Source organism: Herbaspirillum sp. 1173, from assembly GCF_031455335.1.
Taxonomy (GTDB): Bacteria; Pseudomonadota; Gammaproteobacteria; order Burkholderiales; family Burkholderiaceae_D; genus Herbaspirillum; species Herbaspirillum huttiense.
The window spans coordinates 108,519-125,102 of record NZ_JAVDSP010000012.1 but is presented as its reverse complement, the minus strand read 5'-3'; the positions used below and the strand labels follow the sequence as shown (position 1 = coordinate 125,102).

Here is a 16,584-nt window from a genome sequence, read left to right as displayed (position 1 = left end):
ATGAGTTCACTTCAGGAATCGGCCATTTTTGGATGCAGTTCACCAACGAAATCGCTCATCGAAGATACGAGCGGCTAATTTTCTCGCAGTAACCGCATCAGCCTCTCTTGACGCGCGCGATAACTTCCTTCAGGCCCGGTTGGACCACAATCAACGTTTCCAAACAATCTTCCCATCTTATCTAATAAGATTCTTTGCTCGCGGGTTTCAATCGGGATTAATCTGCGCTTTGCGCGTAGATAAACACCCTTAAGATCGACTAGCAAACAGTGCCCCCTATCCGCCGACCTAACATCAATAGATAATGCCTCAGATCTGCTTAGGCCAAACATAGCCGCTAACTCGATCCTCGCAAGAAGAAACGGGTGTGTTTGGGCATATTTATTCAAGAGCTTGGCTCGGGCCGTTACAGCCCATTCTGCTGGAACTGCGTGACTTCCATAACGATAGAGATATTCTTGAGCTCCCTTATGACCGTGGTCCTTGGCTTTTTGCCACCAGTAGAACGCGCTTATATCGTTGTCTCGCCCATCTTGTTTATTTAGCCAAGCGATTTGACCGAATTCGAATTGAGCTTGAGCATGTCCTAATTCGGCTGCCTTGGCTAGATAACGCATCCCAATCTCCGCATCTTGTTGGCAAAAATCGCTATCAAGGTGAATCAAATAAAGTGCGTAGCAGGCATCTGGATGTGCAATAAGCATATCTTGGGAAAGGCAAAAAGCAGCTTTTTCATACTCAACTTCGGCCTCCTCAACCATCAACCGATTGCCATTTGCATCCATTCGTGCGTGCAATAAACCAAGTTGCAAAAAAGCTTCTGGCTTCCCAGCCATTGCGACAAGCTCAAGAACGCTCCGAAGACGGTTTAGATCGATATGCGGAAGTTGTTGTTGCACCAGAGCTGAACGCATTAGTAGCGTAGACACTTTTTCGGGAATTTGTAACTTAGGGAGAGATTTCTCGAAATACTGCAGTCCTGACCCGCTGAATTTTCGAACTAACCCAGTAATAAAACTTTCCGCCCGACGATGAAATTCGACCAAGTCGTTTTCAACCCACAATCTATCCAACAACACAAACTCCGCCTCTTGCACGCCTGCATCGGCAGCTTGCCCCAACCACTCTTGAACTAGTTGCGCAGACGGAGACATATCGGACTGCTCAGAAATATCTACGCCATCTAACATTGTCAATTGACGCTTTGCAATATGATGTTTGGAGAACAACCATTTGGCTTCAGCATCTCCTTCTTTCGCCAACTCCTCAAGAACGCGAAGAGCTTCTTCTACCTGTGTATAGCTATACGCAACAGCTCCATCTTCGGTCGCGTCTGCTAATTCTTCTAATATTAAGCGCCCGAAAATAATCCCCGCAGATCGCACTCCTTGCTCGAAAGCACTTTTAAACCAGTGCGCAGTTTGGCGGTCTCTAATAGCGGTAATCGTGCTGAAGGAAACGTGCTCTGCAATAAGAACGCAGGCTTCTTTTTGTCCTTGAATAGCTGCTTTACTTAGCCAGTGATACGCTGCAGTTTCGCTCTTTGACAGCCCGTCACCCCCAAATATATAGCGTTTTCCAAGTTCAACCTGAGCATTAGGATCCCCGTTACGAGCGGCCTTAATTAGTGCCAAATCTTTCCTACTAGCCATACGTCTAATTCTTCCTAGCATCCAAGGGTGCCAATTAGGCAGAAGCAACAAAGTCTCTTTTTCGCTACAAATGATCTATCGTCGGGCATAATATTTGCCATTAATAGCTTCCAGTCCTATGCGAAAGTGATCGAACGATAAAAAAAAACAACACTTCCGATTGTTTTGCGACTCATAGCCAAAAAAAAGTCTGCTCAAAAGACGAATCCCCTGCGACGGTAGATGAGAACCCTTAATGTCTCACCATCCGACCAGAAGTACGGATCCTCAAGACTATTTTTATAGAAGGATGTCAAATGAAAAAATCTCTGCTGGCACTGGCCGTCCTCGGCGCGTTCGCAGGTGCTGCTCAAGCACAAAGCTCCGTTACTATCTACGGTATCGTTGATACCGGTGTTGTTTACACCAGCAAGGCTGTCAACACTGGCAACGCCAGCACCGGCAGCAAGTTCGGTATCAACTCGGGCGTCATCCAGGGTTCGCGTATCGGCTTCAAGGGCGTTGAAGATCTGGGCGGCGGCCTGTCGGCTGTGTTCCAACTGGAAACCGGCTTCAACAACGACAACGGCGCTCTGAACGGTCAAGATGGCACCGCTGGTACCACCAACCTGTTCCGTCGCAAGTCGGTCGTTGGTCTGTCGGGTGGCTTCGGCACCGTGCTGGTCGGCCGTCAAACCGACTTCGCTGACACCATCTCCGCTTACACCTCCGTGAACGATTTCGGTGGCGTGACCGGCGCTGTTGGCCACAACCTGAACCGCCTGGAAGGTACCCGTACCAACAACTCCATCAGCTACACCACCGCCAACCTGAGCGGCTTCACTGGTAACCTGATGTACGGCTTCGGCGAAACCGCTGGCCAAACCTCCGCTGGCCAATCCTTCGGCATCGGCGGCAAGTACGACAACGGTCCTCTGGGTCTGGGCATCAACTACTACCAGTCCAAGCAAGGCACTTCTCCTTCGGACACCAGCCTGATCTCGACCGCTACCGCTGCCCAAGCCGGTAACAGCGCCTACAAGGGCCTGAACGTCGTGGCTTCGTACCAGTTCGGTCCGGCCCGCGTGTACGGTAACTACTCGCGCGTCAAGCAAGACCTGAACACCGGTTCGCCGACCGCCGTTGCTGCCAAGACTCTGGGTGCTGCCAACAAGGCCGACATCTATGAACTGGGTACCGCTTACTCCCTGAGCCCGTCCCTGAAGCTGCTGGGCGCAGTGACCCACACCCGTGCTGACTTCAACTCGTCCTCCAAGGGCAAGCTGACCCAAATCAGCCTGGGCACCGACTACTGGCTGTCCAAGCGTACCGACCTGTACGCATTCGTGGCTAACATCCGCGCAACCGACATGGCCAACACCGGCGTGTTCGGCGATGCAACCGGTACCGCCGCCATTGGCAACGCCAGCGACAGCCAAACCGCTGTTGCCGTTGGTATCCGTCACAAGTTCTAATTCAAGGACCTGAAACCGGTGTGAACACATCGGTTTCAACCTGAGTTGAACCTGAGTCGTACCGGAAGAGGCCTGCATGAGCAATCATGCAGGCCTCTTTCTTTTGGTTTGCTAGCAAAGCACTGCAGAACGGAGCTCCAATACGCAGCCAAATTTGCAAAAGACGACGGATGCTAACCAGTAAAAACCGATTTAGCATCCTCATTGAAAGCAGCCACTATGCATTCAGCGGATCAGAACTCCTCCCAATCCATTGAACCATCTTTCCCGACTTTTTCAGACTTTACAGTACCTAAAGTGAAAGTCCCGAAAATTTTTGGCTTCGATTTCTGAATGGAGAATTTGGCGACACCTCGTTCCGTCGCCCCCCCCATGACTAGGTATTTCTGAAGTTTTCTCCATGCCTTTTTGCCTCGGTTTCCCCGAGGAGTTGTGGGATTGACTAAGGGTGGTGTGATGCCCCGAATCTGGGCATGCCTTTACAAAAGTGGGAAAAAAGGAAAGGATGGACTATTCGCCTGGAAAGGTAGAGGGCATAGCCTCTCGGATAATATCAATGCCAAAAGCGGTGATTACGAAAATCAAAGACCAGCGTGGAGATGCGGTCGTTCGAGTTGACGGTGTGCGCATCGGTACAGCGACCCATAATCCGGCTACAAAGGACTACCCGGCGTCATGGACTTTTTGGGTTGACGAGAAATACCGTGATCAACTCAGCTTCGTACGAGCTTCTTCCGCTACGGAGGTACGAGAACAAGCCGTAGCTGCATTTATAAATAAATCACAGCCCGCGCCTCGCGTAGAAGAGCAGTAAATGCTCAGGTCGCGGCACCAACGACTATGACCGTGGCAGACTTCGACAGCCATGGAAAGTAGGTGAAGTGGCCGCACGAACTGTCCGCAAAAAAACACCCCTCCTTGCTAACAATGTCAGCCGCATCAGCTGCTGAGGTAGCTGTTAAGCAAGCGACAACAACGACAATCTCTGTGGAAAAATCCTTGTTGCAGATAATCAACAAATCGACTGACCATTGAGCCCGCGAAATCCCCTTCGCCAAAAATGTCTCGCTAAATGAGAAAAAGTTGCCATTTCAGGCATTTCCATACGGAAAAACATCCTTTATAACTCTGCCTCGACAAGTGTAAATACTTGTAATCAGGGAGCAGTTGAGAGGAAGGCCGAGAACTAGATTGGCCTCATATCACTGCAGTCGCAATCAAAAAAACAATCAGAAAGTGTTTCATGGGGATCATCCACAATGCCCCCATCGGGAAGGTATTGGCCGTGCTGATCAGTGGCACGGTATTGCCCGCCTATGGCGCAGGAATTACGCCAGATGGGGCTACGGCCACCAGCGTAAGTACGACGGCAGGCCGAGCGACCATCAATATCGCTCCAGCGGTATCGGGCGTTTCACACAACACTTATACCGATTTCAACGTCAGCAAGGCCGGGGCGGCGTTGAACAACGTCGGCGTCAACGCCCGTAACATCGTCAATCAAGTTACCAGCACGAATCCTAGTCTGATACAGGGTGACATTACCGTTATCGGTTCACGCGCCAACGTCATCATCGCCAATCCAAATGGCATTACGGTTAACGGCGGCAGTTTCGTCAACACGGGTAACGTCGCCTTGACCACCGGTCAGGTCAGTTTCAACGACATCACACTTTCGCCAGGCAACGTTCAGCGCAACATCATTCTTAATACCGGCGCAGGACAGATCACCATCGGCCCCGATGGTTTGAGTGGCGCGATGCTCGATCTGGAGTTAATCGCCAAGCAGATATCGGTCAATGGGCCCGTGCTCAATACCGTGGCCAATAGCGCTTCGCGCATCCGGACCGTAACGGGATCAACGCATTCAGAGATTGATGGCAGCGTCTCTCCAACGGATCTATTGAGTGCATGGATTGGACATACCTCCGCTGGAGCAAGCGGGACCGGCGTGACCGCGTTGGATATCACTGCACTGGGGAGCTTGAGCGCAGGCAAGGTCGAATTGATCATCACCGATCAAGGTGCCGGCGTGCGCCACGCCGGTTCGATCTTTGCAACCGTGGGCGACTTCAGCGTTGCGGGTAATGGTGATTTGCACATTGCCGGCGGACATATCAAAGCCGCCAATGACGTGATCGTAGCCAGCACCAGCCTTGACAGCGCGGCCAATGGCTCTGGTTCATCCATACAAGCAAGCCGTACCGTTGACATCCGGAGCCAGCGTATTTCGTTTGCGGACACGTCTGTGACGGCTGGTTCAAGAGGGATAGACGCGAACGGCAATGTCATCGTTTCTCAGCGCGGAAATATTCTTATCGGCAGTGATGGCGTCGCGGGTACCGCTGCGATCACAGCCCAGCGTAGCCAGCTAGATGCAACGGGAGGCCTTGCGATCTACAACCAGGGCCAGGATCTACAGTTGATTTCTACCCAGCTTGGTTCAGATCAGGATCTGATTTTTAAGGCTAACAACCTTACCTTCTCGTCCTCCCCGTCTGGCACGAGCGGTCCCAGCGCGACTTCTCGTACTGGCACTCTCACCGCCGCTCTAAGTGGTGCGATGACGCTGACCGGTGCAACGGTCGACGGGATGACAGGTGTTTCTATCAATGCGAGTGGACTTTCCTCGACCAACGGCATGCAGGCGGGCGTATCCACTAAAAGCCTGATTCGCTCGCAGGCGGGGGATGTCGAAATTACCACAGGGGGTACGACAAGCCTGCTCGCAACAGATCTACTCGCAGCGCGAAACGTCGTCTTGCAGAATGCAGGTTTTTCAACGAATAACCTTGGCCAGCAAGGAAGTTCTGTCGTGGCCTCTGCGGGTGGATTGTTGATCAATAGCAGCGGCGACCTAATCAATATCGGGGGCCTGCTGCAGGGTAATTCCCGCATCACCGGCAATAGTGCATCGGCTGGGGCGGTCACTCTGCGAGCAGCAGGTACCGTGTCGAACCAATCTCCGTCATCATCAATGCTGGGAGCCATCTTCGGAAATTCAGATGACGTGCTTATTCAAGCGGGCAATGATATTTCTAATCGTAATGCCCGCATCATCAGTAATGGCGCGATGACTCTTGTTGCTGGGGGCACAATCTCCAATTTCATCGACAAGACCGCTGGTGCGAACGGAGAACAACCTAGCAGCTATGCTAATAGCACCAAACGTTGGGTGTTCTTTACCGAGCGTAATTCCGGTTTTGATGTCGACTATGGCAAGGTCGCCATGCCAGACCAACTGGCCTATCTGGTGGCCGAGACTGGATTAAGCGCAACGGCGTCCAATTTTGTGAATCAGGGCGGCATCGCGCTAGTCAATAACGGCAATGTAAATATTGCCGTCAGTGAGCGTTTCCATAACGAGGCACTCTTCGATGGCAGCGCGCACCTTCAGCGCAGCTGCATGATCTTTTGCCGTGCTACAGCCTCCAGCAATATCGCTAGTCATGGGGGTACGCTTTCGGCGAGCGGCAACATCACCATCCGCGCCGGAACGGAAGCAGTCAATGTTGGTGGCGACGTGACCGCACTGGGTGACCTGAGTATCACGGCACCCAGCATCTATGCTCAAGGAATACTAGGCTACCGTGCTTATTCCCAAAGTGGCATGAAGAGTTGGTTTGGCAGCAGCTGGGCGCGACTCTATGCAACGGATATTGGCGGGTCGTGGCTCGCCGCCAACAAACTGACCTTGAACGGACAGGGAATCATCAACGGCGGTAGTTTTACCGGGATCAGTCAACTGACTGCAGCCAATGGTATTTTGACGATCCGTCCGGCGCGTCGTGATCCAGTCTCTATTGAGAGCAGCCTAGGACTGGGAAGCGGTCTATGGTGACGCATAATCGGTTCCGCAAAGGACGCGGTAGTAAAGAAGCGCGCAGCAAGCTGCTAAAGCTGGCTGCATCTATTGTGTCATTAACGCTCACTTTGCCTACTGCGGCCCAAGTGCCACGCGTAGAACAAGATCCGGCACAACGTCTTTTGCAGGAACAGCGAGAGCGTGACCGGCAGCGAGAGATCGACCAGCCCCCCGCTCAAATTCAGGCTCCCGGACGCGATGTTTCCACACCGGATATCAGTGACATTGAGCAAATTCCTGAGACTGGTCCGACATTCCTCATTGAACATATTGATTTCGCCGGGGACGCCGTATTGTCGTCAGCCGAACTGGAAGACATTGCTCGGCCATTCTTGAACAAGAAATTGGGAAGCGCCCGCATCAATCAATTGTTGCGCCGTCTGACCGAGCGTTTCGTCAACCAAGGGCTCATCACGAGTCGTGCTTATCTGGGCGAACAAAACCTACGATCAGGCAAACTGGTCATCACGCTGGTGTCGGGGAAGATCGAGTCCATTCAACTGAACGGCCAGCAGATTTCTCCGAGCACTGCCGGAGCGCACCCGGACAGCGGTGGTTGGGTCACGGATTTTGGTGTACGGATGGCGATACCGGCAGCGCCGGACGACGTGCTTCATCTTGCCGACCTGGAACAAGGCGTTGAACAGATCAATCGTATGCGGCGCAATAAGGCCGAAATGCAAATCTTGCCCGGGAGCTCGCCGGGAGGTTCCATCATCGGAATCAAGAATACGGCTGGTGACCGATTGTGGTTTAGTGCGGGCCTGGACAATTACGGTAGCCAACAGACCGGATTGAACCGCACGCGGTTTGGGGTCGAGGCGGACAACCTGTTCGGGTTCCAAGAAATCGTCTCGTTCAACTACAGCGGCAGCCGTGAAACGAATGCTCTAGTGGGATCAGCATCTGTGCCGCTTGGCTACAACACATTCAGCTATACGACATCGCTATCGGAATATCAGGCACTCATCAGCGATACTGCGCTGCTATACGGCAAGACCCTGGCCAGCACCTGGGGCTGGAACCGCGTGCTCTCCCGTAGCCAGGCCTCCAAACTGGCCCTGGATGTCACCCTGTCATTGCGCCGTTCGGAACGCGATATCAACAATCTTCCGCTAGCACCGCAGAAGCTTACCGTGCTACGCGTAGCGATCAACAAGCTATGGCGCTTTCTCATCGAAAAACGGCCGGCAAGCCTGACACTGGAGGGCGGCGTGTCACGCGGTTTGTCGGCCTTCGGCGCCGACAAGGATAGTACGCAGATTCAGGATAGCGAAGCGCATGGCCAGTTCACGAAAATGGATGTCAATGGCGCATTTTCTTTTGCGCTGCCATCTCCCGACGCGACCCAATTCATGATGCGTATGCAGGTCAACGGCCAATGGACACGGCAGGCATTGTTCGGGTCAGAGCAAATCTTTGTCGGGGGCATGTCGTCCGTTCGAGGATTCCGTGAGAGCGGAGTTAGTGGTGACCGGGGGGCCTATTCGAGAAATGAAATCGTGTGGAGCAATACGCCCACCGTGGCCGATGTACGTATCGAACCTTACGTATTTTTTGATACGGGTATCACCGAACTGATTGCAGAGGGTCACACACGCAGGCTCTCCGGTATTGGCCTGGGCACACGACTGCAGTACCAAAGTGGAAAACATGCCTGGACTAGTGAGATCACACTCGGCCGGCCCGTGCAACAACCCAACTTCCTGCCGCGTAGGGAAACCTTGCTACTAGCCACATTGAACTGGTCGTACTAGCGCCGCAGACCAAATCTGACTGAAGACCAATTTTAAAAAGGATATGAAAAATGATGAATAGCCTTTCTCTCCGTCACGCGCTTTGCACCAGCTTATTGGTCGTCCCCGCGCTGCTGTTTGCGCAGACGATCGACAAGTCCTCGCCTCCTGCCGGTGTGGCCGCCGTCGTCAATGGAAAGAACATCCCGGAAAGCCTAGTTCAAGAGGCGATCAAGCTCACGGGATTGCCGGACTCTGCACCGCTACGCAACGCAGTCAAATCGCAATTGATTGCAAGGGAGCTATTCCGTCAGCAGGCCGTTAAGAGTCCGGCCCTGGAAAACCGTCCTGAAGTCAAGAAGGCCATGCAGGAGGCCAAGGATGCCGCGATGATCCAGCTCTATCTGCGCGATGCGATCAAGCCATCGCCCGTTACCGATGATATGGTGCGCGAACAATTCAACGCCATCGTTGGCAGCCTCGGTCCGAATGAGTACAAGGCTCGGCTGATTCAGGTTGAGGACGATGCCAGCGCCCAGAAAGTCCTGGAACAAATCAAGGCCGGGGCGGACTTTGCGAAGCTGGCTGCGCAATACAGCACTGCTGCCAACAAGAATCGAGGCGGCGAGCTCGAATGGGTGAGTTTCAAGTTGCCCGCTACGGAAGGAAAGACGCAAAACCTTCCTCTACCGGTAGCGCAGGCGATTTCGGAATTGGTGCCTGGAGGTGTGACCAAGACACCGGTCGTCTGGAACAACGAGCGATACGTCATCCGGCTAGATCAACTGCGGCCAACTCAAGTACCACAGTACGACGACGTAAAGGCCGCGTTGCGCCAAACCATGGAACGCAAAGCGCTCGAGCAAGCCACCCTGAAACTGGTTGGCGAATTGACCTCTTCAGCAAAAATCCAGCAATAAGCATCGTCGTCACCGCATCGGTGATGAAAGACCGGAGTGTCGTTTGATAACGCGCAGGTCCGGCAATACGTACACAAGAAAAATCGGGGAATCTCATGCAACGCGCCACGTCATCCAATGCCATGTCGAGAAAAATTTTGCGGCAGGGGCCACCGTTGGCTGATTCTCCACTGACACTCTCTGTTGGTACAGGACCGAAACCCCGCACGCTATGGCAGCGAATGTTGGCGGCTATGCTGGCCTTTCTCCTCTGGTCGGGACCACTGGAAATTGTCTGGCAGGATGCTCAGCATTCTGCACAGCAGATGGCATCGAACGCTGAGCGTACCTATGCATTCAATGATGCCATCGCATGGCAGGTCTTTTCCATGCGTTTGCAAGAGGAGCTCAATAAAGCCAAACAAGATGGAAACTGGTTTCCTGTGGTGGAAACGTTGGAAGAGAAGCTGCCTGGCCTCCTGGCGGCCTTGTCAGGCGAGTTGAAGAACAAGCTTCCTTCCTTGCGTTTCGGCAGTAGTGCCCAGGCGGCCCCGATTTCCGATCCCGCCGCGCCTATTCGTTTCCAGCCTGCGATCACTAGCAGCAGTGGGACGGGTGGCGGGGTCCCGGTCGTCAATATCACCGCACCCAACGCCGCCGGGATTTCCCTCAACCAATACAGTCAATTCAACGTTGACGCTATTGGCTTGATTCTTAACAACAGCCTGATCAGTGGCGGCGCGACCCTGGGCGGGACAGTAGTGGCCAATGGCGCATTGGGTGGCCGCACGGCAACTCAGATCATCAACCAAGTCACTGTACAGGGCAGCGCCAGCCGCATCGGCGGGACGATTGAAGTGTTTGGCTCCCCTGCTGACGTCATCATTGCCAATCCTAATGGCATCAGTTGTACAGCCTGCGGATTCATCAACACACCACGCGTGGTCATGACCACGGGTGAACCCCAGTTTCTGACTGCTCGAGGTGGCGTGTCGACAAGTTTTGATACGGCTGCGGCCGTGGCGTACGACGTCAAGGGGGGACATATTCAGATTGAGGGCGCAGCAGGTGCCAATGGCACACCTGGCGCTGGGATCGAAAGCAGCGCTGGTGTGGTCGACCTCATTGCGGGCAGCGTAGGTGTCAATGGCTCCATCAACGCAGGCAGACAGATCAATGTGATCACGGGGCAGCAACGGGTCTCGGAAGCGGTCGCCGGCCAGGGAAAGCTTGGCAGCGATTATCAGGTGGCCCCGAATGGCTCGGCACCCAATTTCAGCGGGCCCGAGCCAGGTGTGCAGATTGATGCTACTGCATTTGGCGCGATGAATGCTGGGCAGATCAAGGTGATAGGAACGACCGCTGGTCTGGGTGTCAAAGTGGGGGCAGCTAACGCCAACAATGGCGTGGTAACGATTGACGCCAACGGCGATGTCAGCCTCGGCAACGTCTACGGCAGCCAAGGGGCCACCGTTCGGGCCGATGGTTCGGTCAGCGCCAATGCCTTGACCAGTTACGGTGCTGCGTCGGTCACGGGTGGGACCGATGTGGCGGTAGCAAAGCTGACCGCCGCTCAAGACACAGCGCTGACGGGCCGCAATGTCATCGTTGGTGATACGGTCGTCGGCGGCAAGCTGTCGGTCAATGCCAGTGGCAGTATCGTGACGGGTCAAACCGGCGCTGTCGTCGGTGATATCACCCTGCTGAGCGGGACCGGCATTGCCAACACAGGAAGCTGGACGGCGGGCGGCCAGTTGTCTTTGAGCGGCGCGACAGTAGGAAATGCGCTGGGTGCAAATCTCTCCGGACTTTCGGGCACTACCATCGTTGCAAACGATTTGCGCAACTACGGGACCTTGTATGGGGCGACCGTCGACGCGCGCTTATCAGGGGCGCTTGATAATTCCTTCGGCAGTCTGCTTGCGAAAACTGGCATGACCCTGCAGATGGGACGCCTGTACAGCAATATTGGTGGAACCATCTATGTAGGGGATCCTAACGCGGCGGCCAATGCTGCGCCGGCCGGCAATCTGGCGCTATCGGTCAGCGGCGCTGGCAGCAGCTTCAACAATGCAGGGGGAGTGATCGCAGCTAGCGACAGCTTGACCATCAACGCAGCCAATGCGGCGATGGATCTCTCGTCGCTCGCAGGACAACTCAATGCTGCACGCAACTTGACCATCAATGCAAATACGATTGCCAACAGTGGATCGTGGCTGGCCAATGCCAGCAATGTATCGCTGTTCGGTAGCAACGGGATCAACAATGCCGGTGTGTTGCAGGCATCAGGCAATCTGACCTTATCGTCTTCCGGTGCCAGCCTGGCCAATACCGGAGCTATCGTTACTGGGCAGGATCTGACGATCAATGCCCCGGTTAGCAACGCTGCGGGAGCCATGATTCACGCAGAAAGAAACGCCACGATCAATGGCGGAGCGATCAATGCCGGTACGATTGAGGCGCTTAACGACTTGACCCTGCAGGGCGGTAACGTTGATAACAGCAATGGGACGATCAAGGCTAATCGGAATTTCACTGCGACCGGGATCGGCACGCTCACGAACGTTGCGGGAACAATTGCGGCGCAGGGCGATGTCTCGATTCAGGCGAGCACGATCAATAATGATCGGGCTGCTCCCGTAACAACCGTCTTTACTTTGCAGCAAGGAGTCGTCAACGTTGACCTGACCGGCACTGCGTACCTCGGTCTATACACGGCGGATTGGGCCAATGGGGATGGAGATGCTGGACTCATATATCACCAATACAAGAATATAGAGGTTTATATCTCCACGTTGTTTGGATCGTCGACTACCGTTGATCCGGTCACAGGAACATTCACCAATCCCACAAGCTGCATGGATTCAGCTTGTTTGAACACTGGCACAAGAACCTACGCCTTACCGACAGTTGACAGGGTGATGCTGCGCCAGGTTGAGGGCACTTCTGGTCAGATTTTAGCGGGGAATGACGTCGCAATATCGGCAGGAACATTGTCGAACCGTGGCAGCACCATCTCCGCAGGCCGCAACATGGTCGCCAATTTGTCAGTGCTCAGCAATGGCTCATCTGATACGGTTATAACGTACAGGGCTGGTGATACAGTTAATCAGGCATCACTGGAGGCATTCGCGCAGGCAATTCGGCTTGACGTGGAAAACGTAGAAAAGTTTGCGGACATAGCGCAAACGCCTATTGTCTTCCCCCACTACCTTATCGGTTCTCACTTTTACAACGCATCATCTCTTGTCGCTCCCAGCAATGTCGTTGAGACTTCTGTCCTCGGTACACGTGGCACCTTGCGTGCTGGAGCGAATGTCAGTCTGAATGGATCTGGCAATCTAGTGAATGCCGGCGACCTTGTCGCAGGCAATAACATTACGATCACGTTGCCAGGCAGTTTTGTCAATCAGGGGACTTATCAGTCCTCCTTTACGACTCGCCCAGGATGTCTTCCGAGCGCCACCTGCCGTGAAGACAACGCCCACGTCGACACTTTCGCTTATCAACAGAACTCGAACAACGTAGTTGCGGGCGGTACACTGACCGTGAAAGCGGCATCGATTGCTAACGAGTTTGGCACCTTGTCCGCGCGCGGGAACGTCAACCTGACGGCAGGCAGCATTGATAACCTGGCTGGCACGATCTTGTCCACGGCAGGAGACGTGAATCTCGCCGCATCGACAATCACCAACCGCGTGGTAGCCCCGGTAACGACGCACATGAGCTTTGGTAACGAAAATCCGTCTTTCGCTCAGGGATGCAATGGCGGCGGGACGTACAAGGGAAGCGAATGTAATGTCGACAGACAGAATCAGGCGAGTGCGGCAGCGATCATCAGTGGTGCTCGTAACGTTTCCATTGATGGGGATTATCTAGTCAACACAGGCGGGCTGATTACTGCCGGTGCGGATGCCAACATCAATATCAGCAACTCCATCACCAATACGGCGGTCGCCCTCAATACCTATTGGCAGGGACATTGGGTCGAGGAGACCTGCTGGTTCTGCAGTGACAAGGTCCACGAAACACATGGTGTCATCGCTGATGGTGTGCAAGCGGCGGCGATCCAGGCCGGCAATGCACTAACGGTGATTGCCGGAGGAAATGTTCTTAATACGGGCAACATCTACGGATCGGACGTTTCTCTCACAGGCTCCACGCTTACCAACGGAATCACCGATTCCAATCAGCCTACGGCAGCGTCCACTCTGGCACCGCAGCTGGTCGCCATCGGCCCCAGTGGCACACCAGTAGACGGCAGTGGTGTTCCATCAACGAAGAGCCCGATCTATGCCGTCAACATGGCCAGCGGGGGCCTACTGGGGTCTCTCGGACCGGACCTTCTGGTGAGCAATCTGCCGGCATCTCTGCGTCCCGATACCAATCTGTTCTATTACGATGCGTCGACCGAAAGCAACCTGATTCGGCAAGAGGCGCTCAAGGACACTGGGTCCGGTACGTTCGTCAAAGGTGTTTCATGGAGCACGACAAACAGTCTCAGCATTGACGATCAGCAAAAGGCCGTTCTCTACAACAATGCCATCCAATATGCGGTGGAGCACAACCTGCAGCTAGGAAAGCCGCTGACCCAGGCGCAAATTGGCGCGCTGGACAAGCCGATGCTGTGGTACACCGAACAGAGTGTGCCTGACCCAGCTTGTTCATTCAAAAGCACCACTTGCGGCAGCATAAATGCACTGATGCCGCAGGTCTATTTGCCTGCTGGCTACGCCAGTAACACGACGGGTGGCGTGATCAGTGGCAATGACGTGAAACTGACGTTCAGCCAGAGCATTACCAATACCGGCATCATCGAGGCCACCAACCTTGCCGTGAAGACGGCCAGCCTGACCAACGAGCAGCGTAGCGTCGATATTGGCGTCTCGGATTACAAGGTAGAGGGTGGCTGGGTCGAATACAGCGGTACGCAATTGCAGCCCGGTGGCTTTATGTCGGCGGTCAACCTGAACGTCCAGGCTGACCGGATCACTGCAATTGGTGATGCGTTCCGGGTCGTCAATGCAGATGGAACCCGTGACGTGGCAGGAACCAACGCACTACTAAATTCGCTGAGGCAGCAGCTCGGGGGAGATTTCACCGAGGTTGCTGCGCACGACAATATCCGTACTGATTTCATAAAAGACACAAGTGGACCGGGCGCGTTTGGTCAGGTTATCGCGATTGCCGTTGCGGTAGCACTTTCCGTGATGACCGGCGGGGCGGCAGGTTTAGCCGTAATGGAGACCATCACCGGTAGCGCAGTTGCCGCAGGTTCGGCCGCAGCGATTGTTGCTGCCGGTATCAATGCAGCCATCATCGGCACGCTTTCTAGTATCGCAACCCAGGTTATCACCACGGGCCGGTTGGATCTGGGTACGGCTCTCAAATCAGGCGCTGTGTCTGGCGTGGTCGCTGGACTGACTGCAGGTGTGCTTGGGAATGCTCCGGGGACGCCTTCTGACTCTGGACTTGCAGAGGGTGCATCAAACAGCGCAAGCACTGTTACGCCAAGCAGCGGTTCAGCAAGCCAGCTGAGTCAAGGTGCCTGGAAAGACTTTATGACCAATCCAGGCACCTACACCGCTAACACGGCTATTCGTAGCGGCATAAGCGCTGCAATCAATTCTGCAGTTTATGGGGGAAGCTTCGGTACCGCATTCTTGAATGGGGTAGTGGCCGATGCGGCTGCGATTGGCGCGAATGGGATCGGCGGTAACTCTAGCGCTTACTCGATACAGAACGTGCTCGGTCATGCGCTTTTGGGCTGTGCTGCTGCTGCATTACGTGATACTGAATGCGCCGGGGGCGCAATCGGCGGTGCTGCAAGTGCGTTGGTAGCTCCTTTGATTCGTGATGGCCTCTATGCAGGTAGCGAGACCGTCAAGACGATCGTAAATGGTAATGAAAAAACTACGATCACGTCGTACAACAATCAGGATTACAACGCAGCGATAACCGCGTTGTCGCTGCTGACAGGGGGTAGTCTCGCGGCCTTATTGGGTCGTGATGCGGTTAGTGCAGCGACTGCTGCCCAGAACGAGGCGACGAACAATGCAACCTCACCCAAGGTGGTAACTGCATATGTCCTACCGATGCCGAATCCTATAACAGCATATTCCATGATGACTGCGGCCCTTGCGGCGTTGATGCAAATGCCGCCACCGGGAATGAGCTTATCTCTACCAGGAAAACCTAACCAATATGGTCTTGACGATGAGTATGCGTTGGAGGGGATACCTAACCAGACTGGCCAATTTAGAAATTGGGGAACGATTCTTCCGGCTAGTGGGGATGATATCTCTAGCTCTATCAAGAGCCTGCCAAATCAGACCGGACAGTGGTGGGATAATCTGAAGATTAATCCGACCCTGTGCGCTATTTCGTTATTTTTGTGCTCGGCTAAAGTAATCGCTTCCGTTAACGGAGAAAATAGATCGGGCGATGCGGCAGCTACAGCCCCCCGTGTTAGTAACGGGGTGACACTTAATCCGAACTTACCTGATCCTGTAGCTGGCCTGGGTTACACTCCCAATACGCTGAATTCCTCTAATCCGAACATTGCTAACTCGCATCTAAATGCATACGTGGGGGAGTTGAATTTGGCAAATGACATTGCCGCACTCCCTAATCAAACGGTGGTTCAGTACGGTGGCGCTGTGGGCACACACGGCGCGGATGTGGTGTCTGTGAACTCTGTAACCGGTGAAGTGACGCTGTGGGATAACAAATTCCGTAGCGGCGATCGAAGCATTCCATCATCACCTACGTTTACACCGCAATCGAGTGCTTTGAGCGGAGCGCTTACGGATGCACAGGCTGCGATTGAAAATTCCAATTTATCGCAAGCGATAAAGCAGAAAGCGCTTCAGAATTTGCAAAACGGTAATTTCAGCACCAACACAGTTGGTGCTGGCGCTGCAAGAAATTCAACTGTTGTCAGATTTTGTAATGGTAAACCTTGTTAAGGATAGGAAG

The 16,584-nt window shown here is 53.9% G+C and carries 6 protein-coding genes; 5 read left to right on the top strand and 1 reads right to left on the bottom strand.

Features of this window, described 5'->3' with window-relative positions; all coding sequences use genetic code 11:
- Positions 1–74: 74 nt before the first annotated feature.
- A complete protein-coding gene (locus J2X56_RS25420; protein WP_310163783.1) occupies positions 75–1,652 on the bottom strand; it encodes a hypothetical protein in 1,578 nt (525 codons plus the stop codon).
- A gap of 296 nt (positions 1,653–1,948) precedes the next feature.
- On the opposite strand from J2X56_RS25420, the gene J2X56_RS25415 reads away from it, so the two are divergent.
- The 5 genes from J2X56_RS25415 to J2X56_RS25395 all read left to right on the top strand — a co-directional run bounded on the left by J2X56_RS25415 (position 1,949) and on the right by J2X56_RS25395 (position 16,574).
- Positions 1,949–3,106, top strand: a complete 1,158-nt coding sequence (locus J2X56_RS25415; protein WP_310163780.1) for a porin — start codon at positions 1,949–1,951, stop codon at positions 3,104–3,106.
- 1,243 nt (positions 3,107–4,349) lie between these two features.
- The gene (locus J2X56_RS25410; RefSeq protein ID WP_310163777.1) at positions 4,350–6,947 is read left to right on the top strand and encodes a filamentous hemagglutinin N-terminal domain-containing protein; all 2,598 of its coding nucleotides are present in this window, start codon (positions 4,350–4,352) and stop codon (positions 6,945–6,947) included.
- The gene (locus J2X56_RS25405; protein ID WP_310163775.1) at positions 6,941–8,728 is read left to right on the top strand and encodes a ShlB/FhaC/HecB family hemolysin secretion/activation protein; all 1,788 of its coding nucleotides are present in this window, start codon (positions 6,941–6,943) and stop codon (positions 8,726–8,728) included. Before J2X56_RS25410 ends, J2X56_RS25405 begins: the two co-directional genes overlap by 7 nt.
- A 50-nt stretch (positions 8,729–8,778) precedes the next feature.
- Complete coding sequence (locus tag J2X56_RS25400) at positions 8,779–9,627, top strand: peptidyl-prolyl cis-trans isomerase (protein ID WP_310163772.1); 849 nt, start codon at positions 8,779–8,781, stop codon at positions 9,625–9,627.
- 95 nt (positions 9,628–9,722) lie between these two features.
- Positions 9,723–16,574: a filamentous hemagglutinin N-terminal domain-containing protein gene (locus tag J2X56_RS25395; protein WP_310163770.1), complete on the top strand. Its 6,852-nt coding sequence runs from the start codon at positions 9,723–9,725 to the stop codon at positions 16,572–16,574.
- The last annotated feature ends 10 nt before the right edge of the window (positions 16,575–16,584 follow it).

Bases quoted from the DNA above. Each gene is read 5' to 3' on its own strand.
- J2X56_RS25420 (WP_310163783.1), bottom strand. From the start codon at position 1,652: ATGGCTAGTAGGAAAGATTTGGCACTAATTAAGGCCGCTCGTAACGGG.
- J2X56_RS25395 (WP_310163770.1), top strand. From the start codon at position 9,723: ATGCAACGCGCCACGTCATCCAATGCCATGTCGAGAAAAATTTTGCGG.
- J2X56_RS25405 (WP_310163775.1), top strand. From the start codon at position 6,941: ATGGTGACGCATAATCGGTTCCGCAAAGGACGCGGTAGTAAAGAAGCG.
- J2X56_RS25415 (WP_310163780.1), top strand. From the start codon at position 1,949: ATGAAAAAATCTCTGCTGGCACTGGCCGTCCTCGGCGCGTTCGCAGGT.
- J2X56_RS25400 (WP_310163772.1), top strand. From the start codon at position 8,779: ATGATGAATAGCCTTTCTCTCCGTCACGCGCTTTGCACCAGCTTATTG.
- J2X56_RS25410 (WP_310163777.1), top strand. From the start codon at position 4,350: ATGGGGATCATCCACAATGCCCCCATCGGGAAGGTATTGGCCGTGCTG.